A 24950-nucleotide genomic window follows, 5' to 3' on the forward strand; every position below is an offset into this window, starting at 1 on the left:
AGAGCGTTTCTGCGTTTCTATGAAACACGGAAACGCTCGAGGCGAACGCAACCGCATGCAGCACATGTCCCATCTGATCGACCCGTTCGGCCGGCGCGTCGACTATCTGCGCGTTTCGGTGACCGATCGCTGCGACTTCCGTTGCGTCTACTGCATGTCCGGCGACATGACCTTCCTGCCGCATGGCGATCTCCTGACGCTGGAGGAGCTCGATCGCCTGTGCGCCGCCTTCATCCGGCGCGGCGTGCGCCGCATCCGCGTGTCCGGCGGCGAGCCGCTGGTGCGGCGCGGCATCATGGCGCTGTTCCGTTCCCTGAAGGCCTACCTCGACGACGGCAGCCTCGACGAGGTGACGCTGACCACCAACGGCTCGCAGCTCGCCCGTTTCGCCGACGAGCTCGCCGATTGCGGCGTCCGCCGCGTCAACGTGTCGCTCGACAGCCTCGATCCCGTGAAGTTCCGGGCGATCACCCGCACCGGCAGCCTTGAGAAGGTGCTCGGCGGCATCGACGCGGCGGTGCGCGCCGGCCTGAAGGTGAAGATCAACACGGTGGCGCTGCGGGACGTCAACGAGTTCGAGCTCGCCGACATGATCGCCTGGGCGCACGGGCGCGGCTTCGACCTGACGCTGATCGAGACCATGCCGCTCGGCGAGGTCGACGGCGACCGGCTCGCCCAGTATCTGCCGCTCACCGAGGCGCGGGCGCGCCTCTCCCGCCGTTTCACGCTCGACGAGACGGGCTACCGCACCGGCGGCCCGGCCCGCTACGTGACGGTGCGGGAGACGGGGGGACGGCTCGGCTTCATCACGCCGATGACCCACAATTTCTGCGAAAGCTGCAACCGCGTGCGCGTCACCTGCACCGGCACCGTCTACATGTGCCTCGGCCAGGAGGACAAGGTCGATCTCAGGGCGCCGCTGCGCGCCTCCGAGGGCGACGACCTGCTCGACGCCGCCATTCTCAGGGCCATCGCCCACAAGCCGCGCGGCCACGACTTCGTCATCGACCGCACCGGCATCCCCTCGGTCAAGGGCCGGCACATGAACACGACCGGAGGGTAGGGCGCCCAACCTCGGGCGCCCCTTCGTGAATCAGCTCTTGAGCGCCACGTCGGCCCAGTTGGACACCGCCCAGCGCGGATTGCTGGCGACGTTCTCCACGCTGTCGCGCGCCACCGTGATGAAGCCCCATTCGGCGACGTTGATCAGCGGCAGGTCGGCGGCCACCTTCTTCTGGAACGCCTTGTAGAGCTCGGTGCGGGCGGCGGTATCCACCGTCTCGGCCGCCTTGTCGATCAGCGCGTCGAGCTCGGCATTGGCATAGCCGCCCTGGTTGGAGAACGGCACGCCATCAGGCGTGCCGGAGCGGACCAGGATGGTGGTGGAGATCGCCGGATCGCCGCGGAACACAGGCGGCGCCACCGCGAGGTCGAAGTCGTGATCGGTGTAGACCGCCTTCTGGTGGCCGGCCGCGTCGTTGTTGACGATCACCGCGTCGATGCCGACGGCGGCCAGCGCCTGCCGGAGATAATCGCCGAACTGGCGCGTCTCGTTGAAATAGGGCGCCGGCAGCAGCTTGAGCTGGAAGCGATTGCCGTCGTCGCCGCGCTTGTAGCCGGCCTCGTCGAGCAGGGCATTGGCCTTGTCGACGCTGAACTCGTAGGTCGGCACGTCGGCGGTGTAGAACTCCGGCGCGTTTTTCGGCACCGGGCCGGTGGCGGTGGCCGCATAGCCGAGGAACACCGTCTTGACCACGAAATCCTTGTCGATGGCGTGGGCGATGGCCTGCCGCACCTTGAGGTCGGCGAGTTCCTTGCGGCGATGGTTGATCTCGACGACGAGCTGGTAGGTCAGCGCTTCGTAGCCCTTGGAGATCACCTTGATGCCCGGCACCTTGGAGATGCGGTCGAGGTCGGCGAGCGGCACGGCCGAGAAGGCGGCGAGGTGGATCTCCTCCGCCTCCAGCGCCGCGCCGGCGCCGGCCCGGTCGGGCAGCACGCGGAAGACGATCTCGTCCACCTTCGGCTCGTCCTTCTCCCAATAGGTGTCGTTCTTCGACAGCAGGTAATATTCGCCGGGCTTGTATTCGGTGAACTTGAATGGGCCGGTGCCGATCAGCTTGTCGATGGCCGGCGCGGCCTGAAGGTCGGTGCCGGCGAACACGTGCTTCGGCAACACGGCGGTGACGGCCGGCAGCGCGTTGCGGATCAACTGGACCGGCGTCGGCTTGGAGAACTTGAAGACGGCGGTGTGTTCGTCCGGCGTGTCGACGGCCGTAAGGTTGGCGAATACCGAGCGTCCCAGGTTCTGCAGCGGCTTCCACACCTCCAGCGCCGAGTAGGCGACGTCATCAGAGGTGAAGGGCTGGCCGTCGTGCCAGGTGACGCCCTCGCGCAGCTTGAAGGTGATGGAAAGACCGTCGTCGGCGCCCTCCCAGGACAGCGCGAGGCGCGGCGAAAGGCCGTTCTCGCCGTCGAAGGACGCCTCGGCCAGCGGCTCGATCACCTTGCTCGACAGGAAGAACACGCCGTTCGAGGCGACGACGGCCGGATTGAGGTTCTTCGGCTCGCTGTCGGCGGCCACCACGAGGCGCGTCTTTTCCTGCGCCGACAGGCGGTTGGTCGACAACGCCGTCGAGGCGGCGAGAAGCAGGGAGGCCTTGATCAGGCCACGGCGGGAAAGGACGGCAAAGGTCATGGGTGAGCTCCGGCGAAAGCTTCGGCGATCGGACCGTCGCGGATGCGATCGGGGTGACACTGTCGATCCGCAGGGCCGGATGTTACAGGGATGAATTTGCCGGCGGCAACGGTCCGGAGAACTATTTTTCGCGCAAAGTCGCCGAGCGGCGGCATATCCGGCCGAAAGCGCCGAATTCACCGTCGTCGCGCGAATTAATTCCTATTCGGCTCATGCCAAAAGGCATTGAAAATGCTTCTTGGCATTCCGCTTGCCGATTTCTCATGCCCTTGACGCACATGAGAAATCGGCAATGTCCTCAATGAGCGGATGCGGCAGCATCTTCGCGAATTGGTATAACTCAGCCGTCCTCGACATGGCGCTTTCCATCGCCGTGGCTTGCCTCTAAACCGGGAGCAGTCACGGGGCCTTTCATGCAGCCGCACGATTTTTGGCAGACCATCCATCCCGCCGGCGCCCATGCCGATGCCGGACCGTTCGTCGAGGCCTATCCGGCGCGCTTCACCGACGGCCGCCAGCTCCTGCTGCCCATCCGGGCGCTTGCCGATGGCCGGTACGGGCTCGCGTCGCTGATCGTCAACCAGGCGAGCTTTGCGGTGCTGTCGGCGCTGGCCGACGATCTCGCCGCCCGGCTGCGTCCCTTTTCGCCGGACGTGGTGGTCGGCCTGCCGACGCTGGGGCTGACGCTCGCCGCCGCCGTCGCCGAGCGGCTCGGCCATGGCCGCTACGTCCCCTGCGGCACGTCGCGCAAGTTCTGGTATGTCGAGGAGCTGTCGGTGCCGATGAGCTCGGTGACCACCCATCACGCCAGGCGCCTCTACGTCGATCCGCGCATGCTGCCGCTCCTCGAGGGGCGGCGGGTCGCCCTTGTCGACGACGTGATCTCCTCGGGCGCGTCCATCGTCGCCGGCCTGCGCCTGATGGCCGCCGTCGCCGTCGAGCCGGTGGCGATCGGCGCCGCCATGCTGCAGACCGAACGCTGGCGGCCGGCGCTCGCCGAACTGTCGCCCATCTGGCCCGACAGGGTCGTGGGCTCGCTCGTCATGCCGCTCCTCGAACGGACCGACGCCGGCTGGATCGCCGAGGACCAGGGTATCGGACCGAAACGTGGAATCCGGTTTTCGGAAAATCCGACGCGATAACAAAGCACTGGATCGTCATCTTGTTGCCCGGGGCAGATTTCCGGGCCAGCTTGAGAAACCCCGCCTGGAAAGCGGCGGCAACATCCATCAAATAACTGAAATGGCATCTCGCCCATGCGAGACCAGAAATACTGCACCTGCGTGCCCGGTAATTTACCCGGGCACCAGTGCGCCAACCTATCCCTTTGTTCCCCACGTATAAAGCTGTCATCCTCGCGCAGGCGAGGACCTCAGGCAGAACAAAGCTCGACGCAGATATAGCGCCCCAGCAACGCAAGGCGCCTGATACGCCCCTCATCACCTTCTCGTCCTGAGGTCCTCGCCTGCGCGAGGATGACAATCTATGGAGGCGATGCGCTCGGCGATGACGGCGTGATAGGAACGTTCGCGTGCCCGGCAAATTTCCGGGCAAGCTTGAGAAACAGCGTACCCGGGAATTTGCCCCGGGCACCAGTGCGCCGACCTATCCCTTTGTTCCCCACGTATAAAGCTGTCATTATATAAATCTGTCATCCTCGCGCAGGCGAGGACCTCGGGCAGAACAAAGCTCGACGCCGATATAACACTCCAGCAACGCAAGGCGCCCGATACACCCCTCATCGCCTTCGCGTCCTGAGGTCCTCGCCTTCGCGAGGATGACGATCCATGGGAGGCGATGCGCTCGGCGATGACGGCGTGACCGGAACGTTCGCACGTCCTCTGCGTCCGTCAGGACGCATGGCGATCTAGGCCGTCAGCACCGCTTGCAAGCTGTCCGCCGTATCGCCCGTCGGCCGATATTCCAGGCCGATGCAGCCGTCGTAGCCGTTGGCTTCCAGCCAGGCGACGCAGGCTCGCCAGTCGAGGCCGCCGCTGCCGGGCTCGTGGCGGCCGGGCGTGTCGGCCAGGTGGCAGTGGGCGACCCGGTCGAGCCGGTTGGTCAGCACCTTGGCGATGTCCTCGCCCATCACGGCGGAGTGGTAGAGGCTATAGAGCAGGCGGATTTCCGGCCGGCCAACCTCGTCGACGATATCGAGACCCTCGGTCGTCGACGACAGGAAGCAGCCGGGATTGTCGATCAGGCTGTTGAGCGGCTCCAGCGCCAGCACCATCCCGGTCCCCTCGAGCACGTCGGCGGCTTGGGAAAGCCCTTCGACGAGGGCGGCGCGCAGCTCGGTGCGCTCGCGGCCGGCAATGTCCGGTCCCGCCTCGGCGATCAGCACCGTGGCGCCGAGCTTCCGGGCAACGTCGACCGACTGGCGCAGCGCCTCGAGATATTCGCCGTGGCGCGCGAGGTCGGTCAGCGGCGCCGGCGGTTCGGCCTGCCCGGAGGCCAGCGCCACCAGCGGCAGGCCGGTTTCCGTGAGCGCCGCCATGATGGCGTCGATCGGCTTGTCGCGCCACTGCCGGAACTCGACGCCCTGCAGCCCCGCCTTGGCGGCGAGCCGGACGCGCTCGGCGATATCCGAAGTCTCCTTCGCAAACAGCCAATCGATGCTGGCGATGTAGCGCATGACACTCCTCCTCCTGGGGCACGCCGGCGGCAGGCCGCCGTCGCGGAACATGATGGGCGCGAGCGCCCCTGTGGTCGAGGCGCCGCGGTGCGCTGCGCGCCGGAGGCCATCTCAAAAAAAAGATGATGGCACCGGGAATAAAACCAAGCGGGCGGTGTTTTGGTTTCCGGGAGCCGGAACATCGGCGCTTTCCCGAGGAGGACACCATGAACCGAATGCTTGTTTCCGCACTGCTCGCCGGCAGCCTTGCCGCCACCGCCTTCGCTCCGGCGTTGGCCGAGGACTACGCGTCGGGCGCCATCAAGACGATGGACACCGCCAAGGGCGAAATCCTCACCGACGCCTTGGGTATGGCGCTCTATACCTTTGACAAGGATGCCCCGGGCGTCTCCAACTGCGATGGCGATTGCGCGATGAAATGGCCGCCGGTAACGGCGCCCGCCGGCGCCAAGGCAGACGGCGAGTTCTCGCTGGTGACGCGCAAGGACGGCTCGCAGCAGTGGGCGTTCAACGGCAAGCCGCTCTACCTCTGGCAGGGCGACAAGAAGGCGGGTGACATCAGCGGCGACGGCGTCGGCGGCGTCTGGCACCTCGCCAAGGAGTAAGGCTGGACCATGTCGGGCTTCCTGGACGATATCGAGGCGCTGGTGCCCGCCCTGCGCCGCTATGCGCGGGCGCTCACCGGCAACGCCGACTGGGCCGACGATCTCGTCCAGGATTGCCTCGAACGGGCCATCGCCAAGCAGAGCCTGTGGCGGCCGATCGGCCCGCTTCGCCCCTGGCTGTTCAGGATCATGATCAATATTCATCGCAACGATCGCCGCCGTCGGCGCGGCGCGCCCGAACCCGAGGCGCTCGACCTCCTGCCGTTCGAGCCGGCGAGCCCGGCGCCGCAGGGCGCGCGCCTGGCGCTGGCCGAGACGGCGGCGGCGCTCGATCGCCTGCCGGCCGAGCAGCGCCAGGCGCTGCTGCTCGTCGCGCTGGAGGGGATGAGCTACGCCGAGGCGGCCGGCGTTCTCGATATCCCCATGGGCACGCTGATGTCGCGCATCGGACGGGCGCGCGAGGCCCTGCGCGCCCTGGTGGACGGAACAGGCCCGAGATTGAGGTCGGTGAAATGAGCGACAGGCACACCATCACCGAGGCCGACCTCAACGCCTATCTGGACGGCGAGCTGCAACCGGCGGAGCGGGCGGCGGTGGAAGCCTACCTCGCCGATCATCCCGCCGACCGCGAGCGTGTCGCCGCCTGGCGCGACCAGAGCGCGGCGTTGCGCGCCCTTTACGGTCACGTCGCCGAAGAGGCGCCGCCGGCCCGGCTGTCGCCCCGCCGCCTCGCCGCCGAGCGGCGCCGGCGCATGAGGCGTGCCGTCACCGCCGCCGCGGCGGCGCTGGTGCTCGTTGCCGCCGGCGGGGCAGGCGGCTGGATCGGCCGGGGCCTCGTCATGCCCGATGCCGTCGAGACGACGCTGATCGGCGAGGCGGAGGCGGCGCATGCGCTCTACACGCCGGAAGTGCTGCATCCGGTGGAGGTGAACGGTCAGGACGGCGCGCATCTGTCGAAATGGCTGTCCAGGCGGCTCGACCGCACCTTGGTCATCCCCGACCTCTCGTCGGAAGGCTTCTCCTTGGTGGGCGGCCGCCTGCTGCCGGCGGCGGCCAGCGCCGCCGCTCTCCTGATGTACGAGAATCGCGACGGCGCCCGCGTCACCCTCTACGTCGTGCCGAACGCCGGCAAGGAGACCGCCATGCGTTTCAGCGCGCGCGACGGGCTCGCCGCGGTGTCCTGGCAGGCCGAAACGCTCGGCTGCGTGCTGGTCGGCAATCTGCCGCGCGAGACGCTGTTGAACCTCGCCAAGGCGAGCTACGGCAGCCTCGACAAGGCGCCGAACATCTGAGTTTCGCAATCGCCGGTCCGTCGGGACGCACGGCAATCTAGAGCCGGGACTCCTCGGACGGCCGCCGGCTGCGCATTTCGCGCCAGGCCAGCATCCGCGGCGCGACGCCCAGCGCGACGGGCACCGCGATGATGAAGGTGATGCCCACCACCCACGGCACGAGCACGTTGGCCTGCTCCTTCAGCGGCGTTGCCAGGACGACGACCATGCCGATGCCGAACAGGACACCCTGCACGATCATGTAGATCAGCAGCGTGATCAGGATGCGAATTCTCATCGTCATCTCCTTGACGGTAAGCTTTTACCTTCAACGCGCGGACCACCCGCTTGGTTGCGCGGGATCGATGAGGGCGAAACGGCGGCATGGCCGCCGCGCGATCTCGAAGCGTCGCAACGAGCCTGCCAAGCCGAGAACAGAAGAAAAAAGGAAAAGGAGATGGTGGGAGAAGTAGGACTCGAACCTACGAAGGCCTAGCCAGCGGATTTACAGTCCGCCCCCTTTGCCGCTCGGGACATTCTCCCATCCCGTTTCGCCGGTGCCCGAAGGCGTCGGCTGAACGGGCGCTCTTATGGCGACCATGCCGGGCGCTGTCAACCCCATGGTCCGATTGTTTTGTCGACAAGGCAATTGGCCGGAAGCGGAAGCCGCGGAGCGGCGGCTCCGCCGGCCGACGAGGCCGAAGAAAAAGCCGCGCCACTGGCGCCGGAGGGGCGCCGCGGCTATAAGCGCGGCATGTCCGACGATACTTCCTCTTCCAAGCGCCCTCCCAGACGTTCCGGGCGGCCGCAGGGCCGGCCGGCCGGCAAGTTCGGCCCGCGCGACTTCCGCCCCCGCCCGAAGCGCGAGCGCGAAGCCGGCGAGGCGCTGTGGCTCTACGGCCTTCACACGGTGGAATTCGCGCTGAAGAATCCCCGCCGCGTCGCCCTGCGCCTGCTCGCCACCCGCAACGCCGAGGCCCGCCTCGCCGAACGGTTTCCCGGCGGAAAGCTGCCGCTCGCCGTCGAGAACACCTCGCCCATCGCCCTCGACAAGCTCCTCGGCTCGGAGGCCGTCCACCAGGGCTGCGCGCTGGAGGTCGAGCCGCTCAAGCCGCTGACCACGCTGGAGCTCTCCGGCGCCCGCCTCGTGCTGGCGCTCGACCAGGTGACCGATCCGCACAACGTCGGCGCCATCCTGCGCTCGGCCACCGCCTTCGCCGTCGACGCGGTGCTGACCACGGCGCGCCACAGCGCCGCCGAATCCGGCGTGCTGGCCAAATCGGCCTCCGGCGCGCTCGACGTGGTGCCGGTGACCACCGTCCGCAATCTCGGCGATACGCTGGAGGAGATGAAGGCGGCCGGCTTCACGGTGGTGGGGCTCGATTCGGAAGCGCCGGAGCCGCTCGACGCGGTGCGTCTCGCCGCGCCGGTCTGCCTGGTTCTCGGCGCCGAGGGCAAGGGGCTGCGGCAGCGGACGCGCGAACTCTGCGACGTGCTCGCCCGCATCGACATGCCCGGCGAGATCAAGAGCCTCAACGTCTCCAACGCCGCCGTGCTGTCGCTCTACATGGTGCGCAAGGCGATCGCCTGAGACGGCTGACGATAGGACGCATGACGGATGCACGGGCAGGGTTGCGCGTAACCGTGCCTTCGGCTATTCGAAAACCCGCGCCGGCGTAGCACAGCGGTAGTGCAGCGGTTTTGTAAACCGAAGGTCGGGAGTTCAATCCTCTCCGCCGGCACCATTTTTCTCGGCTGATATGCCAGACAGACAGTGCCCGACCGTGGGACCGAGGGCAAATTCCTTCCATGTAGCCGGCCGCGAGTTTTTGCACTTTTGACACGCGAATCTGCATTTCCTGAATTTGCAAAACCTGTGTCAAAAAGCAGATCGAGACGGCGCCCTACATAGAGATTTTCCGTCAGCAGGTTTGATCCATAGACGCTCGACGGTAATTCGACCGGCCATGTTTCTCGTTTCCCGTTCGTGGCACTTCCAGTTCGACAAACGTTGCTCATAGAGTGGATGAGCATATCCCGACAGGAGAACGGTGCCCTTGAGCGCCGCCAGTCGGTCGAGGAGCCGTTCGTGGTCTTCGTCGATCATCTCATGCGAATAGATCTTCGCGGGCGATAGACGAGCGCCCAGAGGATAGGGCGGATCCACATAGTGCAGGGTCGACGAGCTATCAAATCGCTCCATGATCTCGATCGCTGGCCTGCATTCGATCAGCACGCCCTTTAGGCGATCAACCACCTTATCGACTAGGTGAGGTAGTCTCGACCAAGCGGCCGCATCCCGGCCGCACGACCGAAATCCGGTGCGGCGGGTTACGCCAACGGAGGCGAGCCCCATGTGGCTCCGGACCATTGTACGGGCGGCCCTCTCGATCAGATCGTCTGTCCCAGCGTAGGCTGCTTGGAACTCGGCGCGGGCGTAAGGTGTCAACCGCAACCGCCGGCCAAGTGCCAACGCCTGCTCTGGGTCGCGCAATACCTGGAACAGGTTGACGAGATCACCATTGAGGTCGTTGTAAACCTCGCAACGGCTTCGCTCCTTGGTCAGCAAGACCGAAGCGGCGCCGCCGAAGGGTTCGACGTAGGTTTCATGCGGCGGAAAATGCCCGATGATCCAAGGGGCGATCCGATATTTGCCTCCGAAATAGATCAGGATGGGTCGTTCGATCCGAGCCATAGTCCGGGTTCCTCAAGGCGCTCTCGGCGCTCTGGAAGGGGCTCGATCGGCCTCATGGATATCAACCGGCCGCATCGCCGGCACTTGATCTCAAGGTGCCCTCGAAGGGCGTTCAAATCCGCTTTGAAGAGCAGCGCTCCACAGGTGCAGCGGTAATCCTGCATTGTCTCGCCTGACGAATCCTGCCACGTCCGGAGCCGGCGCCGATGGCGCTGGCGGAGTGGCGATCAAGCGGTTCCTCGCCTTGCGGGTCACGACGCCAATCACAGCCCGCAGCGGGCCTAGCCCGCCTCCGTCTCCCTGACCGCCCAGGGCGGTCCCAGTTGCCTCCTCACCATTCCGATTCCGGATCGTCGATCACGTCGCTCTTCTTGCCGCCCGAGCCGCCGCGTTGGCCCTTGACGGTGCATTGCACGGTCATCGTCCAGCCGCCGTCGGGCACGATGTCCATGTCGACGGTCTCGGCGATCCAGTCCTTTTCATCGATATCGGCGCCGAAGCCGACGGCCTTGACCGGCGCCTCGGCGATTGCCCGCGCGTCGCCCGGCCCAGAGAAGGTCGCGGTCTCTGCCTGCTGCTCCTGTTGATCCTTGGCAGCGGCCAGAGCCGTGTCGAGGTCGTCTTCCGATGCGAAAGGATGGACCAGTTCGGCCGTGCCGGCGCCGCTGCCCTCGGTCACCTTGGTCTTGCGCGAGCCGGTCTTCGGGTCGATCCATCCGCCGCGCACCTTGGCATACTGGCCGCGCGGCTCCACGTCGGCCTCGAATTCATAGAGCGGGTCGTAGGTGAATGTGATGGCCGGCAGGTCTTTGCCGCCGGCCGACTGGCCCGAACCGCGCTTCAGGGCAACCAGTTTGCCTGCCTGAGGTTTGATCACCGCGCCGATATCGTCTCCAAGGCGGGTCAGGAAGTCGCCAGCGCCCTGGTACCAGCGGAGCCTATAGGGAACGATCCGGTCGGCAATGTCGGCAGCGACGGCCGCCTCAACGCCCATCTCTCTGGCGATATCGCCGACGATTTCGCCCACGGTCTTGCCGTCGTAATGGCCGGTGCCGACGGTCTTGAGCTTGTCCACCATGTCGGCCGCCCGGCAGACCACCTCGAAGCCGCAACCCTCGTCCGGGCTGCCGCGATAGCGGTTCCGCTGCGACGTGTAGACGCCATAGAGCTGCGGCGTTTCCCCCTCCCAGCCGAGATAGACCTTGTAGTGCGTACCACGTGGCGGTGCCGACCAGGACGGCGGCGCGTCGGCGAAGGTGAGGACGAGCTGGTCGCTCTCGTAGCCGCGCGCATCGGTGATGTGGACGCTGGTCAGCGCCGGTCCCCAGAGCGGCACGAGGTCGCGGCCGGACGGCCCCTCGACCTGGATGATGGGGCGGCGCAGCGTCATTCCCAGGGCCTCGTGACGGTGGACGTCGTCGCCGGCCGATCGGGCACCTGAAGCACCGTACCACGTTGCAACGAGGCGGCGGCGCCGGCGAGGCCTGGGTTGGCGCTGAGCAGCGCCTCGACGACGCCGCCCTTCTCGGTCTGGTAGATCAGCTTGGCGATCTGATCGAGCCGGGCCGTGCGGGTCACGGTATAGGGGCTGTAGGCCATCAGCTCCCTCCGAAAACGTGCGTCAGTTCATCGACGTAGACGAGTTCCAGGCTGACAGAGACCTCCCGGCCGACGCCATCGGCCGGATGCAGGTTCTCCTCGTCGATATCGAGCGTGCGGATGACGACAAGGCCCTGATTGACCGCGAGGAAATTGCTGGTCATGCGCAGGTACTGCACCGCCTTGCGGGCGAAGTGGTTAGCCTCGAGGATGGCGAGGGCGTCCATGCCGCCGAACACATGCGGCAGCGTCCGCGCCTCGATGGTTGCCGTGCGCTCGCGGATGCCGGTGTCCTGGTAGACCATGCCCCGGAAGGTCGGCGCGCCGGGAACGCCAACCTCCGAACGCCGAGAGATACGGGTCGGCCGGAGACCGATCAGCTTGAGATGGGCGCCGCCGAGGGTGATGAGGTCCGCCATGTTCCGCCCCTACGCCAGGGACCAGAGATCGTGCAGGGCGCCGGCACGAGCAAGGCGCGTCTCCCGGTCCTGTTCGCGTTGGATGCGACGCGCCACGACGCCGGGGTTGTAACCGGCGACGTTGTAGGTGTTCGACGTGTTGCCCGCGCCGCCCGATCGCCCACCGGCCCGCGCCGACGCCGGAGCCGCGTTGCCCATGAAGCTGGGGCTGCCGAGGCCGCGCAACGCCCCGGCCAGCGCGCTGACCTTGCCGATCGCCGCATCGATCGAGGACGGATCGACCTCAGGCTTTGCCTCGACCTTGCCGATCTCGTTGAGCTGCCGGTAGAGATCGGCGATCTCGGCGTTATACTCGGCGAGCGCCTTGAGGTCGCCGAGGCTGATCGCCGAGTTGACCTTGCCGTTGAGCTGCTCGATCCGCCCCTGTAGCTCCATCCGCCGGCGATCGTCGGCGTTCTGCTTTTCGATGGCCGCCTTGCCTTCCGGCGTCGCGGCGTAGTCGCCGAGAGCCTTGCCCGCCTCGTAGCCGGTATAGGCCCAGCCGGCCGGGCCGGCGATGCGGCCGAGCCCCTTGAGGGCGAACTTGCCGCCCCTACCCAGCCATTTCCAGAGGCCGACTCCGCCTGCGCCCGCACCGGCAGCCGCCGCAGTTGCTGCGCCGCCGCCAGCCGCCGCGCCTGCGCCGCCGAGCATGCTTGAAAGTCCTTTGAGCATACTACCGACCGACGCCGAAACCGCCATCGCAGCCAGCGTCGTGCCGAGGATAACGACCGATCCGGTGAGGGCCGGAATTTTCTCGGCCAGCTTTGTCACCACGTCCAGCCACTCTGTCATCTTCGACACGACCGGATCGAGGTAGGTGTTGACACCCTTGCCGACAGCGGCCTGGAGCGCTTCCCAGCGGTCGCCGAAAGTCCGTAGCTTGTTGCCGGTACCTTCGGTGCGCATGTCGAAGTCCGAGTTGAGCTTGTCGGGGGCGTTGATCGCCTCGTAGCGGTCCCGCATCTCCCGATAGGCGTCCATGTTTTGCATTAGGGCGACGATGCCCCGGCGGGCTTCCTTGTCGCCGAAGAAGTTCACCACCTTGGACGTGTCGCCGCCCGTCGCCTTCATGGTGGCCTTATAGATGGCCTCGAAGACGTCGGTGCCTTCCTTCTGCGCCTTGCCGATCCGGCCGGCGATGTTAATCCCGGCGTCCTTGAAGTTCTTGACCACATCGGGCGACACGACCTTCTGCAGGAGATCGTCGATCGACGTCGTCGCCTGACCGGGGTCGCCCACCGAGCCGGACACCGTCTCCAGCGCGGCAGCGAGGCGGGATACGCCCGAGAGGCCGGTCTGTCCGAGGCCCTGCATGGTGGCGGCCAGACCGGGCATGCCCTCCGCGAAGTTGGCGATCTCGTAACGGCCGTCCGCCGCAGCCTGGGCGATACGACCGAGCGCCAGCTCGATCTGGTCGGGAGCGATCTTGAGGTTGTTGACCATCGAGAAGACGGCCTGGCTGACGGCATCCGTCTCGACGCGATAGGCCTTGGAGACCTTGACGATGGGGTCGATCAGCCTCTTCGACGGATCGAGGTCGAGGCCGGAGCCCATCAGCACGTCGATGCCCTTGCCGATCGCCTCCGGCGATGTTCTGAGGCGATCGGCCATGGCCTTGACCGTATCGGTAAGTCCGCCGATCTCACCTTTCGTGAGGTTAGCTTTCTGGCCGATATCGATCATGATGTCGCCCAGATTGGCGTCGGCCATTACCGGCGCGCCGAGCGTGCGCTTGATCGTCTGATAACCGGCGCCGAGCTGAAGCATCAGCGTGCCGACGCTTTGCATGCGTGAATGCAGGGATGCGGCGCCCTCGGCGGCGCGCTGCAACTGCGACCGGAGGCGGCTGCCGAAATCGGTATTGCCGAGGCGTTGGGCGGTCTTCTGAACCCCGCCGAGATCTCGCTCGGCCGAGCGGGCGCCGGAGCCCATCTGGTTGACGAACCGGGCCTTGATAGCAACGTCGAAATCGCTCATTCGTCTCGCCTCCAGAGCCCCCAGGTTTCACGGTCGATCTCGCGGGCCGTGTCGTACCAGGCGCACATGTCGGTCCACTCCATGGCGAGCACGACGGGGATCGGCGTCGACAGGATGGCGGCCACCCGGCCGGCGTAGCCGCGCCACTGCAGGGGATTGTGCTTCAGCCCTTCAGGCCCTTCGGCAAAAAATCGATGGCGACCTCCATCACCGCGTCGCCGTCGCCTGCCTCGAGGCCGCGCAACACTTCGACCGGAAGGCCGACCATGGCGGCGACCAGATCCCAGCGGGTGAACGACGTCCCCAGCCGATCGACCACGTCGCCCATTTCGGCCGTGGTCAGGCGGTGGACCGTGATCTCGGAGACCACGCGCCCCTCGAGTTCGAACTCGAAGTCGAGGGGGACGGTCTTCGCCCAGACTTTGCCGCTGACGAAGTTGAGCTTGGCCGGCTCGGCGACAGGGCGGGCAGGGGTGCTCGCCGCATCCTGCTTCAGCATTTCATCCACCACGTCGGCCGGTGGCAGCGGAAACTTCTCGGGCTCGGCGCCGGTATCGAGCGGCGGCAGATCGGACACGTCGTCGGTCATGTCGTCACCAGTTGATCAGGCTGTTGTGGGTGGCGGTCAGGTCCTCGCCATCGCACACCAGCGTGTTGTTGAAGTAGTCGAACTTGTGGATGGTCTGGCCGTCCTCGCGATCGAGGTAGTGCACGATCGTCGTGAACTTGAAGCCGAAGGGGCCGTCGGCTCGCCCTTTGGACGTGCTGGCCGTGGTCAGCTCGTTGACGAGGCCCTTGAGGTAGACCATGCGGCCGACATCCTTGCCGGCGACGATATCGCGGATGCGCTCGTACCAGTAGAGTTCGGTCCAGTCGCCGGGCTCGCGCCCGAAGCGGGCGCGGATGCGCTTGTCCGGGCCGTTGAGGTCGAATTCGGCGGTGAGCGCCTCGATCTCGCCGGGGATCTGCATCCCGAAATAGCTGCCCGACGAGCCGATGTCCGTCATCGCCCGGCGCAGGTCCGGCAGCTTGCCGCGCGAGACTGACAAGGCCAGATTGACATCCTTGAGCCAGAGGTTGCCGCCGAAGACGATGTTCTGCTGTTTCTCGACCATGATCTATCCTCAGTCGGCGGTGGTGATGTTGGCGTTGCCCATCGCCTGCAGGGCCGCCGCGATCTGGTCGGCCAGCACGTCGAAGGCCTCGGGCTGCGGCTCGGTGAAGATCTGCAGGTCGACGAGGTCGGAACCTTCCTCGAAGCGGAGCTTCAGCCGGCAGATGCCGCTTCGCAGGCCGGTGTTGCTGTTGAGCGATCGCTTCCAGACGATCTGGTAATCGATAATTGCTCCGAGCGTCTTGGCCTCTTCGCAGGCGGCAGCGAGAGCCTGGGTCATCAGCGACACAAGGTGGCCGCCGAGATCCTCGGACAGGTAAGCGCGCATCGGTAGAGGGATAGCAGCCTCGATCGCCCGCCGAGTGCGGATGCGCTTGAGACTGCGATAGGCGGCAACCGTGCTGTCGGTGGCCGTGGTGAACGGAGCCCAGAGCGTATTGCCCTCGATCACCGTGGCAAGGCCGCCCTGTACCAGCGTGTTGGCTTGGCAGGAGGGATCGCCATCACGGTAGCTGATCGTCTTGGTGAGGCCGAGAATGCCCTTGAGCGGTCGGTTCCAGGCCGCTTTGTAGGGCGTGCCAGCTTCTTTGTCGCGGCGGACGATGGCCCCGGCGACGTGCGGCGACATCGGCCGCGTGACCGTCTCGCCGCCCAGCGACACCTCGACAGCCGGATAGCAAGCCATCATGCCGAGCGCCGTATCGAAGTCGGCCGCGTAGGTGAGGGCGGCCGCGTCGCTGGTCTGCGTCGCGTCGACCACGCCGATACAGTCGACCAACATGTCCTTGACGACATTGATCGACACGGTCGCCGCGTTCTTGAGGTTGCCGAGCCGTTGGCTGGTGTAGCCGGGGGCGATGATGATTCCCGGCTTGTGGCCGGTGATCGCCTGGGCATCGAGCAGGGCATAGGCGCCGGTCTTGTCGGCCGCCGTGCCGGCGATCGCGCCGATGTCGGCGGCGAGCTTGGCCTCGTCCGTGCCCTCCGTGGCATACGCGCTCCGGGAAAAGACGAAAGTCGGGATGACGCCCTCGGACAGGACCTGCGACACGGCGTCCTTGGCGAGGCCGTCGCCCAGCTTGGCGACCAGCTCGCTGTCCTCGGGGTCGATCGCCACCGGCGTGTCGAGGGGGAAAACGGTCTCGTCGGCCGCCGGCGCCGGCATCACCATGCCAATCACGGTGGAGTCGCGGGCGTCGATCGACACAACGTTGGACGACAGGTCCGAGAAGACGCGGACGCCAACAAAGGGCGCGGTGGAGGCCATGGATCAATCCTCGCAAAGCGTGAAAACCGGCTTTGCGGGTAGTCTATGTGCCCCCGAAACGACAGCGGGGCTGCACGCATGCAGCCCCGGCTCCCTGTGACCAATGGAAGGCTCTCACCAAGTGCGGCATCCGTCAAGCGTACTCGGGCCAGACCGTCATTAACCGCCACGTCGGTGTCCGGCCAATCCCATATTTCAATCTGTAACTAGTGTATCTATCTTGCCGCTCGTTTGGTGAGCGCCTGCCTTGCCGGCGGGCTGGGCAGAACGGGCGGGGAAATCTTGGGAAATTCGAATTGGAGGTATCGGGAGGACATTGACGGTCTTCGCGCTCTGGCCGTTGTTGCCGTCATCCTGTTTCATTTTGAATCCAGCTGGTTTCCCGGCGGCTTTGTCGGTGTCGACGTCTTCTTCGTCATTTCCGGCTTTCTCATCACCTCGCTGATTGCCCGCCAGATCACCGAAGACCGCTTCAGCCTGATCGACTTTTACGAACGCCGTTTCCGCCGCATCTACCCGAACCTGTTGATCGTGCTGGCCGTGACGGTCGTTCTCGGCTTCGTCGCCATGGTGCCGCTCACCTACCGGCCCTTCGGCCGCAGCTTGGTTTGGGCCGCCCTTTCCGCATCCAACTTTGCCTTCATAGGCGGCGACGGCTACTTCGATCCCGACAATCTCACCAAGCCGCTGCTGCACACCTGGTCGCTCGGCGTCGAGGAGCAGTTCTACCTCGTCTTTCCCTGGCTGCTGATCCTCGCCGCCAAGCGCGGCTATAATACAAAATGGCTGATCGGCACCGTTGTGGCTCTGTCTCTCGTCCTCAGCATCGGTGCGGCGCTGGCCGGCTGGGCGCCGTCCTATTTTCTGCTGCCGACCCGCTTCTGGGAGCTCGGTATCGGCGCCCTGATCGCCGTCCTGCCGAAGAGCGAACGCCTGTCATACGCCCGGCGGTCGATCCTTGGTCTCGGTGGGCTGCTGGCGATCGTCTGGGCGACATTGCGATTGTCCGAAGCCGATCCCTTCCCCGGCTATGTCGCGCTGGCGCCGACACTGGGCGCGGCGGCCATCATCTGGGCCAACGGCGGTCTCGCCAGCCATCTCCTGTCCTTCCGTCCCTTCGTCTGGATCGGCCGCCTGTCCTTTGCCCTCTACCTCTGGCATTGGCCGCTGATCTCCATTGCCGCCGGCATCGGTCTGCCACCGACCGGCACCGCCACGCGCCTTCTCATCACAACCGTGATGCTAGTCTTCTCAGTAGCGGGCTACTTCCTCTGGGAGCAGCCCATCCGCCAGCGGCGGCGGCTTGGCCGGCGTAAAAAGTTCTTTGCCGTGCTGGCTGTGTTCGCCGTCGTCCTTGTCGGCATTGGGGTCGTCATCTTCGAAACGCGCGGCCTTCCGCAAAGACTGCCGGCCGATCTTGTTGCCATAGATGAAGCAGCGAAGCGGGATTCCTTTTTTATCACCAAGCGGTGCCCGGAAGTGGAAAGCATAAAACCGGCCCCGTGCACGATAGGAGACGAAACAACAAATAAAGTATCATTCGTCATAATTGGAGACTCTCAAGCTCAGGCAGTTGCCGCGGAAATCGGCGACCTCGCAAAGTCTTACCACTTGCGCGGACTTTATCTCGGTAAGATCGGGTGCCCACCGCTGGCCGGGCTTACCCGGACGCGGCGCTCGCATTGCTCAATGCAATATGACTTCGCCATGAACGAAATCCGCGAAAACAACCCTGAACTGGTAATAGCCCTAATGCACTGGGCTGGCCTCATCGGTGACCCTGTGGGTGGGTCCAAAACCCCTTTACTGAAGCAAGGAGAAGTTGTTACCGAGGCTGATCGCTCCGCGGTGGTGACCGCTGCGTTGGACGAAACTCTGACTAATTTAGGAAACCGCCAGATCATGACGTCACTCACAATCCCGGAACATAACGGCAAAGCGCTTCTTTTTGGGAAGTGGTGGACCGAGCGTTTCGGATTTCCAATGTTTGTTCCCAGACTGACCCTTTCCGAGTACTGGGAACGGCAGACATACGTCAAAAGGCTTCTGAGCGATGCCCAGTTGCGGCATGCGAACTTGACGGTTGTGAGCCCCGCACCGGTGTTTTGTCCTACCGATCTTTGTATTCAATCGACGAACGACACGATTTTGTATTCGGATGATAGCCACCTTTCACATGCCGGCGCGCAACTCTACGCACCGTTGTTTGAGGCTGCACTCGCAAAGACGTCTGCAACGGTCAAGCGTCCCAATCCATCTTTGCCATCAGATTGATCGCCGCGATGGTCTCCGCTGCATCGATCGCCGCCTTGGCCGCGAGGCGCTTATGCTCGATCTCGGCGCTTTTGATCTGCCACGCAGCGTGCATGGCGACCACTACCTGAGCGACAGCGTCGGCAGTCTCGCCGGTGATGCCGATCTCCGCGAAAATATGCGGACACTCTGCGGCGGTCAGAGACGGATCGGCGAGGTAGGCTTTGGCCTCCTCGAGCTTTTGCTGGTAGGCCATGGCCTGCCCAGACCCGCCAGTGATGTAGGTGAGTCGGTAGGCCTCGGCGGCCGCATCCACGCTGGCTTTGACTGCGGCGCGGAGATTTTCGAGGTTTATCGGAGATGAAGGGCGTGTCGCGTTGTAGTCGCGCTCCATCGGGTCGCCGACGAAGTCGATTGTGACGGCCTCGCCATTGAGATACCAGATCTCGCCGCGATGATCGGCCATGAGCATCCACGCATCACCAGACCAGACGGCCACCTTGCCGGCAACGACCGCTGGCGGCTCGATTTCAACGCATCCGGCCGGGATATGGAAGACGCCGGGCTCCAGCGGACTTTCATAGGCACACGCTGCGCCAGCATAGACCCCATCGGCATCACGCTGATAGACGGTTTTGGTAGCCATCATTGACCTCAATATTTGATGCAGCCAAGAAGGGCGATGTTGACGGGCCGGTTTTCCGCTGCGATGGGAACAACTAGGGAAGCATCAAAACCAATTCCATTGAAGTCGGTGGAAGCAGCGGCGTTCGTGGGTACGTATCTTGGGCGGGCGCCCGGTATAACTGCAAAGGCACCCGAATAGTTGGCCCATGGGGGCGACGCATCGTTGCTCGTTCCTCCAATACTGCCGGTGATATTGCGGATAGCGTCCCCCTGCTGAGAGCCAAGCACGCGACCGCTGTCCAACCCTCTGCCGCTGTCTAGGAAACGCGGAAACACACCCCGCAAATCCCGGGTCACGAGGTAATCGCCCGTTACCGACCGTGTGGTGTTCGGATTGGCCGGGTCGGTGCATCGGTACCAAGCGGTCGCCGTGGCGTTCAGCGCATCGCCGCAATACTTGACCGCATCGAGATCCGCATAGGTGTGGCGGTTGATCGCCGAGCCCACACCGACGATCCAGCCGATGGGCGGCGCAGGCAGATCAAACCCCATGACGGCGCCGGTCGGAACGCCGGCAACAGTGATCGTCACGTCGCCCGCAAGATTCGCTTCGGCTCCGCCATTGAGCTTGACACCCGTGCCACCGATCAGCTTGCGCGTCACCGGAACCTTTTCGGCAATCGACGCCAAAAGACCTGTGATGGCCGTATCGTCTTCCGAGAGCTTGGCCGCGATCTCGACCAGCGTGTCATAGGCGGCCGGAGCGTCGCCCTTCAGGGCGGCGATCGCCGCGTCCACGTAGGTCAGATCAGCCTTCAGCGCGAGCGCCGCCGACAGCCCTACCACGCTCGACATGTTGATCCCGCCGGCATTGATGACGGCAATAGCATCCTCCGCCGCCGAGACGTCGGCCTTGAGCTGGTCGATGACCGCCGTCAGCGCGACGAGCTGGGGCTCGACATTGGCCTGGATCACCGCGAGCGCCTGGCCGGTGCCGGTGCTGATCAGTTCTTCCCAGTCCGCCTTGACCGCCTCGAGCGCCCGGATGCGGGTGCCGACCGACGTCAGCGCCGCGTCCCAGAACGCCTTGTTGAGGTACGCGTCGAGCGGGGCGGCGTAGTCGTCGTCAGGCGACGGCAGCGATGCTGAGGACGACATCGGGCGTCTCCGTGATCAGGATCTTCAGGAGGTCGCCGCGCAGCGTGATATCGCCGCGCGGCCGGAGCTTGATGCCGGCCACCGTCGCCGGTCGGGCGATTACGATCCGGTAGTTGGTCTCCGGGTCGATGGTGGCGGCGTCGATGGTGCTGGTCTGGTCGGTCATGTCACCCTCAGAGCGCGTACATGGCGATGTTGTCGATGAACGGCAGGTCGGTGACCTCAGTTGTCGCCATGTCGAACCGCGCCCGCGCCGAGGTGGTCGACGGTACGGTGAAGGTCGCCGAAATCAGCCGCTTCTTTTCGTCGATGAGGTCCGGCGTCACGATCGTGGCCGCCGGCGTGTAGACGGTGCTGCCGACCACGAGCTTGGGCGCGGCGGTGTGCTTGGCGCCGTCCCACTGGTCGATCACCGTGTCGAGCTGGATCGACGTGGTGGAGACGCCGAAATCATGCTGGACGCTTACCGCCTGCAGGTCGCCGCGCGGCCGGAAGGTCATCACCCGAGCGTTGGCGTCCATCACGATCGCCGGCTGCAGATCCGTGGTGCCGGCGAACACGGCCCGCAGGCGGGTCAGCGCCGGCAGGCCGGCGAGCCATGCCGTGTCGATGGCCGTGTCTATGGTCACCGGCAGCCAATCGTCGTTGTCGGCCGGCATGATCTCCCAGGTGAGCGACGTGCCGCCCGGCGCCCAGCCGGCATGCAGGATGCGGATGTCCGTCATCCCGTTTTCCAGCGTGGCCGACTGCATCTCCACCACCGTGCGAGTGGCCGAGAACTTGGCGCCGTAGAGCCGCATGGCGAAATCGGTTTCGGGGTCGCCCTGCGCCCACACACCGTCCGTGCAATAGAACAGGCTGCCCTGCGCGTACTTGTTGCCGGTAACCGTCTCGAGCGCATGGTTGCCGGTCGTGACCGTGAACCACGCATAGCGGGTGCCACTCTCCAAAAGCGTCGGCGTCAGGTCGAACTTGACCCATCCGGTGGCGATCTGCGCGGCGGTGAGCGTCGTCGATGCGATGACGCTACCGAGCTGCGGCTGGCCGGAGCTGTCGCACTCGCAGATGAAGAGATGCACCTCACCGTCCGAGCCGACGCGGGTGAAGCTGAGGTCGAGGCCGGTCAGCACCATCGGCTGCGCACACAGCCAGGTCTGGCCGTAGATGGAGCCATTGACGCCCATCTCCTCGGTGACATAGTCCCAGTAGTTCTCCTCTACCGTCCGGATGGTGATATTCTGGAAGGAATAGCTCTTGTGCCCCGATCGGCTGCCCGTGATCCCGGTGATCACGAAGGTTTCGCCGCTCTTCGTGAAGGTCTCACCCACCGAGAGGTTGCCGAGGAAGGACCAGCCGGTAGCGTTTTCGCACTTCGTCGTGGTGGCGCCGTACTCGGTCACGGTGCGTGATAGCGTCTTCTGGATTGCCGTGGTCACCGTGTGGGTGAGCTGGCTGATGTTCTTCGAGCCGCCGTCCCCCTCCACCTCGAGGCGGACGACTTCTTCCCACGCCGGCAGGATCAGGGTGCCGGAGGCGCGGATCGCGCTCGAGGATGCGTCGAGCAGGGCCATCTGCATGTCGCGCTGCGACGCCCAGGCAAAACGCACGCCCTCGCGGATACGGGCCAGCCAGGACGCGTTGGCCGTGTCCCACTCGTCGGTGAGCAGGCCGTTGTCGTACCAGTAGGCGCGGGCTTCGTCCGGCATGGCGATCTCGCGCCGGATCTGCGCAAGGTCGCGCTGCATCTGGCGGACCACGACCGGGTTCGGGATGTCATTGAGCCGAGAGGCGATGTTGGAGATGTCGGTCTCGATCGACGACACGCGCGCTACGGCCGCGTCCATCTCGTTTTCGACGACGGTGAGCCGCCCTTCCACTTCCGACAGCGTCTTGACGCGCGAGGACTGATCCATTTCGACGGCGACGATGCCGGTGGTCGACAGCTCGACATAGGCGACGCAGCACTCGGTGGAGGCGACCGTCGGCTTGACCGGCGTCGGCGAGCTGAGACCCTGCTGGATGACCACCTCGACGCTGCGGATAGTGGTCTTCGGCACCGTCTGTATGACGGTGTCGCCGGTGTCGGCGTCGGTCTCGATCTCCCGGCTTTCGTTTTCCGTCGTCTCGGTGCCGCGTAGCAGTAGCGCCACATAGCGGCCGTCGCCGGTGACCAGGGGCAGGTAGACCTGCAGGTTGACGACGATGGCCACGTCGTTGCCGTAGACCTTCTCGTCGACGAACAGATAACCCGGGTTGAGGGTCACCTCGACAGCCGAGGACTGGGCGATCGAATAGCCCGCCCAGTGGTGAGCGTAGGCGATGGCGCCGCCAACGATCGCTTCGCCGCCCTCGCGGGAATACTGGCTGATCGCGTCGAAATCCGCGGGCTCGGCGACTTCGGCTTCGGTGAATTCGACCGTCTTGAGCATGTTCCCCTCAGAGCTTGGTGCGGGAGATGTACGCGCCGAGCCGATAGGTGCCGTCGAGCGGCACGCCGTCGGAAAGGCGGATTTGGCGGGAGTGGCCGAAGTCGACGCGGATCTCGGTCTCCGGCGCCTTGGCGGCGCGCAGGGCGGCGAGGCACCGCTGGAATGGCTCGCGGCTCGGTGTCTTGAGGCGGGCGTGGCCGAGCGCGCCGCGCCGCATGACCAGGGCGCGGGCCGGCTTCTGGGTGGCGACCCTGACGAGGTAGCGCGCCAGGAAGGCGGAGTGGCCGATCGGCGTTCGGCCGATGATCGCCCGCCCCATCACGAAGCGTGCTGGGTAGGCGACAGCGTCGACCAGCGTGCCGTCGACATAGGCGAGGTAGCGTACCGCCCCATCGCGGACGCCGACCAGCCAGCAGTCGGTGAGCGAGGCCGAGATCACCTCGCGCTTGCGCGCCTCGCTCCAGTCCGAGAACCAGAGGCGGACACCGTCATGCACCGCAAGGAACGGCAGCAGGGCGGCCGGCGCCGTCGCCGGGTCCAGCGCCTCGCGCAGCGGCACCGGCAGCGTGTCGGTCATCGCCTTGGCAAGAGCGATCTCGTAGGGCGCGGCCGAGGCCGGCAGAAGATCGGCGGCGGTGGTCATCCCGACACCTCGACGGTGAGCATGATCGTGCCCGGCAACGGGATGGCGTAGGGATCGGCCGCTATGTCGGTCGCCGGCGCTGTCAGATCGACGCGGGTTACCGACGTGCCATAGGCGGCACCGGCGAGCGCCGATACAGGCACCTCGGCGCCGATCGTCATGCGCGCCGTGCCGGCGGCGAGGATGCGGGCGACGGCCTCGAGCCTCACGGCCTCGGCGTCGGGGCCGCTCGGCACCGTCACCTTGCCAGTCACGTCGTAGACGTTGCGCGTCGCCCGCAGGGCCGAGACGCTGGTTGCCTCCGGCTTGACCGAGGCCGACGTGCAGGCTGTCCGCACGGCCGCCAGCTCCTCGTCCGTGGCATCGCGACCGTCGGGGCCGGAGACCACGATATCGACGTCGCCCTTGCGGCCGTGTACGGATCGGCCGATCACGCGGCCGGCCAGCATGGACGGCCACGCGGTCATTGCCTCGTAGAGGTAGCGGTCGGCCGAGCCAGCGGCCGGCCGCGTGAAGGCCAGTAGATAGCGCTGCAGCAGCCGTGCGTCGGTCTCCATCACCGCCTCGGTGGTGTCCGTGGCCGCGACGAGGATCAGGCGCTCGATGCCGATGCGGGCAACGATGTTGTCCAGGTCGTTGCCCTCGGCGAGCGGCGCCAGCAACGCCTTGATCACGTCGTTGACGCGCTGGCGGTCGAGCAGGCGGAGATAGGACCAAGCCTCCGAAGCGATGACGGTCGGGTCGGTTTCAAGGGTGCCGACGTCCCACTCGGGCAGCGTCGGGTCGATCGCGCGCGCCTCTGCCCAAGCGGCGGCAAAGCGTGCGAGAAAAGCGGCCTGCAGCGTCTCGAAATCGAGCGCCTCGATGACCGTCGGCGCCGGCAGGCGGGAAAGGTCGATGGTCACGCCGCTTGCCTCCCCTGCAGGTAGCGCGCGGTCAGGGCGATCTTGCCGCCGACCGGCAGGGCGATCGTATAGTTGCCGAGCCGGCCCTCCGGGTAATAGAGGCCGGCATGGCGGAGCCCGAGCCCGCCTTCCCGGGTAAGCCGGACGAGCTGCATTTCCTTGTTCCGATACTCGGGCTCCCAGGTGTGGGCGGCGGTGATGAGGTCGTTGTAGAGCCCGAGCGCCGTCGCGGTGGTGATGTCCTCGGCGAGCCAGGACCGCAGGTCCGAACCGAAATCGAGCCGCATCACCCGCGCATTGAAGCGGGTCAGCCAGATGACCCCGAGCGACTGGCGCACGTGCTCCCAGCCGGTCAGGATCTTGCCGGTGCGACGGTCGATGCCGGTTCGGAAGGCGATCGCGGTCATCTCAGCCCTTGGTCTTGGAGGCCTTCGAAGGGGTTTCGACGGCGGTTTCAGCCTCGCTCGAAGCGAGCCTGATATGGCCGGCCTGCGCCTCGTAGCGGGCGGCCGTGTCGGTCAGCTCTATGGTGTCGCCGGCTTTGACGCGCCGGCCGGCGACGCGGGGAGGGGCGGTGTCGGTGACGAAGTATTTCATTGGGGTCTCCTAGACT

General features: G+C 65.6%; 27 protein-coding genes and 2 tRNA genes. 8 read left to right on the plus strand and 21 right to left on the minus strand.

All coding sequences use genetic code 11. The features are described from left to right. Positions 1–55: 55 nt before the first annotated feature. Positions 56–1063 carry a GTP 3',8-cyclase MoaA gene (gene moaA / locus CJ014_RS14670; RefSeq protein WP_245427362.1) on the plus strand — a complete coding sequence of 336 codons (1008 nt, stop codon included), beginning with the start codon at positions 56–58 and terminating at the stop codon, positions 1061–1063. A 30-nt stretch (positions 1064–1093) separates the two neighbouring features. Here moaA and CJ014_RS14675 read toward each other — a convergent pair whose 3' ends face one another. After that, on the minus strand, positions 1094–2698 hold the full coding sequence (locus CJ014_RS14675) for an ABC transporter substrate-binding protein (RefSeq protein WP_100081234.1): 1605 nt from the start codon (positions 2696–2698) through the stop codon (positions 1094–1096). Positions 2699–3111: 413 nt separating this feature from the next. On the opposite strand from CJ014_RS14675, the gene CJ014_RS14680 reads away from it, so the two are divergent. Then, positions 3112–3840 carry a phosphoribosyltransferase gene (locus tag CJ014_RS14680; RefSeq protein WP_100081235.1) on the plus strand — a complete coding sequence of 243 codons (729 nt, stop codon included), beginning with the start codon at positions 3112–3114 and terminating at the stop codon, positions 3838–3840. Positions 3841–4565: 725 nt separating this feature from the next. Here CJ014_RS14680 and CJ014_RS14685 read toward each other — a convergent pair. Beyond that, the gene (locus tag CJ014_RS14685; protein ID WP_100081236.1) at positions 4566–5333 is read right to left on the minus strand and encodes a TIM barrel protein; all 768 of its coding nucleotides are present in this window, start codon (positions 5331–5333) and stop codon (positions 4566–4568) included. A gap of 215 nt (positions 5334–5548) precedes the next feature. On the opposite strand from CJ014_RS14685, the gene CJ014_RS14690 reads away from it, so the two are divergent. From CJ014_RS14690 to CJ014_RS14700, 3 genes are read left to right on the plus strand one after another with little or no spacing between them, the layout of a single operon-like run. Further along, positions 5549–5938: a COG4315 family predicted lipoprotein gene (locus tag CJ014_RS14690; RefSeq protein WP_100081237.1), complete on the plus strand. Its 390-nt coding sequence runs from the start codon at positions 5549–5551 to the stop codon at positions 5936–5938. A gap of 9 nt (positions 5939–5947) precedes the next feature. Further along, a complete protein-coding gene (locus tag CJ014_RS14695) occupies positions 5948–6454 on the plus strand; it encodes a sigma-70 family RNA polymerase sigma factor (RefSeq protein WP_100081238.1) in 507 nt (168 codons plus the stop codon). Continuing rightward, a complete protein-coding gene (locus tag CJ014_RS14700) occupies positions 6451–7230 on the plus strand; it encodes an anti-sigma factor family protein (protein ID WP_100081239.1) in 780 nt (259 codons plus the stop codon). Before CJ014_RS14695 ends, CJ014_RS14700 begins: the two co-directional genes overlap by 4 nt. A gap of 37 nt (positions 7231–7267) precedes the next feature. Here CJ014_RS14700 and CJ014_RS14705 read toward each other — a convergent pair whose 3' ends face one another. Both CJ014_RS14705 and CJ014_RS14710 read right to left on the minus strand, forming a co-directional pair. After that, complete coding sequence (locus tag CJ014_RS14705) at positions 7268–7507, minus strand: hypothetical protein (protein ID WP_100081240.1); 240 nt, start codon at positions 7505–7507, stop codon at positions 7268–7270. 160 nt (positions 7508–7667) lie between these two features. Next, a tRNA-Tyr gene (locus tag CJ014_RS14710) sits at positions 7668–7752 on the minus strand. 211 nt (positions 7753–7963) lie between these two features. Between CJ014_RS14710 and CJ014_RS14715 the strand changes: the two genes are divergently transcribed. Together CJ014_RS14715 and CJ014_RS14720 are read left to right on the plus strand one after the other, a co-directional pair. Next, positions 7964–8800, plus strand: coding sequence for a TrmH family RNA methyltransferase (locus CJ014_RS14715; protein WP_100081321.1), 837 nt, complete (start codon positions 7964–7966; stop codon positions 8798–8800). A gap of 79 nt (positions 8801–8879) precedes the next feature. Beyond that, positions 8880–8954: transfer RNA gene (locus CJ014_RS14720), tRNA-Thr, on the plus strand. 134 nt (positions 8955–9088) lie between these two features. Here CJ014_RS14720 and CJ014_RS14725 read toward each other — a convergent pair. The 9 genes from CJ014_RS14725 to CJ014_RS14760 all read right to left on the minus strand — a co-directional run bounded on the left by CJ014_RS14725 (position 9089) and on the right by CJ014_RS14760 (position 16322). Further along, positions 9089–9904, minus strand: a complete 816-nt coding sequence (locus CJ014_RS14725; RefSeq protein WP_100081241.1) for a DNA adenine methylase — start codon at positions 9902–9904, stop codon at positions 9089–9091. 331 nt (positions 9905–10235) lie between these two features. After that, positions 10236–11294 (minus strand): phage late control D family protein, encoded by a 1059-nt coding sequence (locus CJ014_RS14730; RefSeq protein WP_100081242.1) that lies wholly within the window; start codon positions 11292–11294, stop codon positions 10236–10238. Further along, positions 11291–11503: a tail protein X gene (locus tag CJ014_RS14735; protein WP_100081243.1), complete on the minus strand. Its 213-nt coding sequence runs from the start codon at positions 11501–11503 to the stop codon at positions 11291–11293. Before CJ014_RS14735 ends, CJ014_RS14730 begins: the two co-directional genes overlap by 4 nt. Beyond that, on the minus strand, positions 11503–11922 hold the full coding sequence (locus tag CJ014_RS14740) for a hypothetical protein (RefSeq protein WP_100081244.1): 420 nt from the start codon (positions 11920–11922) through the stop codon (positions 11503–11505). The genes CJ014_RS14735 and CJ014_RS14740 overlap by 1 nt, the downstream gene beginning before the upstream one ends. Before the next feature lie 9 nt (positions 11923–11931). After that, a complete protein-coding gene (locus CJ014_RS14745) occupies positions 11932–13941 on the minus strand; it encodes a phage tail tape measure protein (RefSeq protein ID WP_100081245.1) in 2010 nt (669 codons plus the stop codon). After that, positions 13938–14066 carry a hypothetical protein gene (locus CJ014_RS28310; protein ID WP_280952340.1) on the minus strand — a complete coding sequence of 43 codons (129 nt, stop codon included), beginning with the start codon at positions 14064–14066 and terminating at the stop codon, positions 13938–13940. Before CJ014_RS28310 ends, CJ014_RS14745 begins: the two co-directional genes overlap by 4 nt. Before the next feature lie 38 nt (positions 14067–14104). Continuing rightward, on the minus strand, positions 14105–14530 hold the full coding sequence (locus CJ014_RS14750; RefSeq protein ID WP_100081246.1) for a hypothetical protein: 426 nt from the start codon (positions 14528–14530) through the stop codon (positions 14105–14107). A 4-nt stretch (positions 14531–14534) separates the two neighbouring features. Beyond that, positions 14535–15056: a phage major tail tube protein gene (locus CJ014_RS14755; protein ID WP_100081247.1), complete on the minus strand. Its 522-nt coding sequence runs from the start codon at positions 15054–15056 to the stop codon at positions 14535–14537. Positions 15057–15065: 9 nt separating this feature from the next. Further along, positions 15066–16322, minus strand: coding sequence for a phage tail sheath subtilisin-like domain-containing protein (locus CJ014_RS14760; protein WP_100081248.1), 1257 nt, complete (start codon positions 16320–16322; stop codon positions 15066–15068). A 282-nt stretch (positions 16323–16604) separates the two neighbouring features. Here CJ014_RS14760 and CJ014_RS14765 point away from each other — a divergent pair, with 282 nt between their 5' ends. Further along, positions 16605–18596, plus strand: a complete 1992-nt coding sequence (locus tag CJ014_RS14765; RefSeq protein WP_165790846.1) for an acyltransferase family protein — start codon at positions 16605–16607, stop codon at positions 18594–18596. Here CJ014_RS14765 and CJ014_RS14770 read toward each other — a convergent pair. Genes CJ014_RS14770 through CJ014_RS14805 form a run of 8 tightly spaced genes read right to left on the minus strand, consistent with a single transcriptional unit; the run spans position 18562 to position 24934 of the window. Continuing rightward, on the minus strand, positions 18562–19221 hold the full coding sequence (locus CJ014_RS14770; protein WP_133121860.1) for a hypothetical protein: 660 nt from the start codon (positions 19219–19221) through the stop codon (positions 18562–18564). The two genes, CJ014_RS14765 and CJ014_RS14770, sit on opposite strands and share 35 nt — an antisense overlap. Positions 19222–19229: 8 nt before the next feature. Next, complete coding sequence (locus CJ014_RS14775) at positions 19230–20360, minus strand: hypothetical protein (RefSeq protein ID WP_100081251.1); 1131 nt, start codon at positions 20358–20360, stop codon at positions 19230–19232. Next, positions 20329–20526, minus strand: coding sequence for a hypothetical protein (locus tag CJ014_RS14780; RefSeq protein WP_100081252.1), 198 nt, complete (start codon positions 20524–20526; stop codon positions 20329–20331). Before CJ014_RS14780 ends, CJ014_RS14775 begins: the two co-directional genes overlap by 32 nt. A gap of 7 nt (positions 20527–20533) precedes the next feature. Then, positions 20534–22789, minus strand: coding sequence for a hypothetical protein (locus CJ014_RS14785; protein ID WP_100081253.1), 2256 nt, complete (start codon positions 22787–22789; stop codon positions 20534–20536). 7 nt (positions 22790–22796) lie between these two features. Then, positions 22797–23432 (minus strand): phage tail protein I, encoded by a 636-nt coding sequence (locus CJ014_RS14790; protein ID WP_100081254.1) that lies wholly within the window; start codon positions 23430–23432, stop codon positions 22797–22799. After that, positions 23429–24337: a baseplate assembly protein gene (locus CJ014_RS14795; protein ID WP_100081255.1), complete on the minus strand. Its 909-nt coding sequence runs from the start codon at positions 24335–24337 to the stop codon at positions 23429–23431. The genes CJ014_RS14790 and CJ014_RS14795 overlap by 4 nt, the downstream gene beginning before the upstream one ends. Continuing rightward, the gene (locus tag CJ014_RS14800; protein WP_100081256.1) at positions 24334–24744 is read right to left on the minus strand and encodes a GPW/gp25 family protein; all 411 of its coding nucleotides are present in this window, start codon (positions 24742–24744) and stop codon (positions 24334–24336) included. The genes CJ014_RS14795 and CJ014_RS14800 overlap by 4 nt, the downstream gene beginning before the upstream one ends. A gap of 1 nt (position 24745) precedes the next feature. Then, positions 24746–24934, minus strand: a complete 189-nt coding sequence (locus CJ014_RS14805; RefSeq protein ID WP_100081257.1) for a hypothetical protein — start codon at positions 24932–24934, stop codon at positions 24746–24748. Between the last annotated feature and the right edge of the window lie 16 nt (positions 24935–24950).

The sequence above is a fragment of the Pleomorphomonas carboxyditropha genome, assembly GCF_002770725.1.
In the GTDB taxonomy this organism is placed as follows: domain Bacteria; phylum Pseudomonadota; class Alphaproteobacteria; order Rhizobiales; family Pleomorphomonadaceae; genus Pleomorphomonas; species Pleomorphomonas carboxyditropha.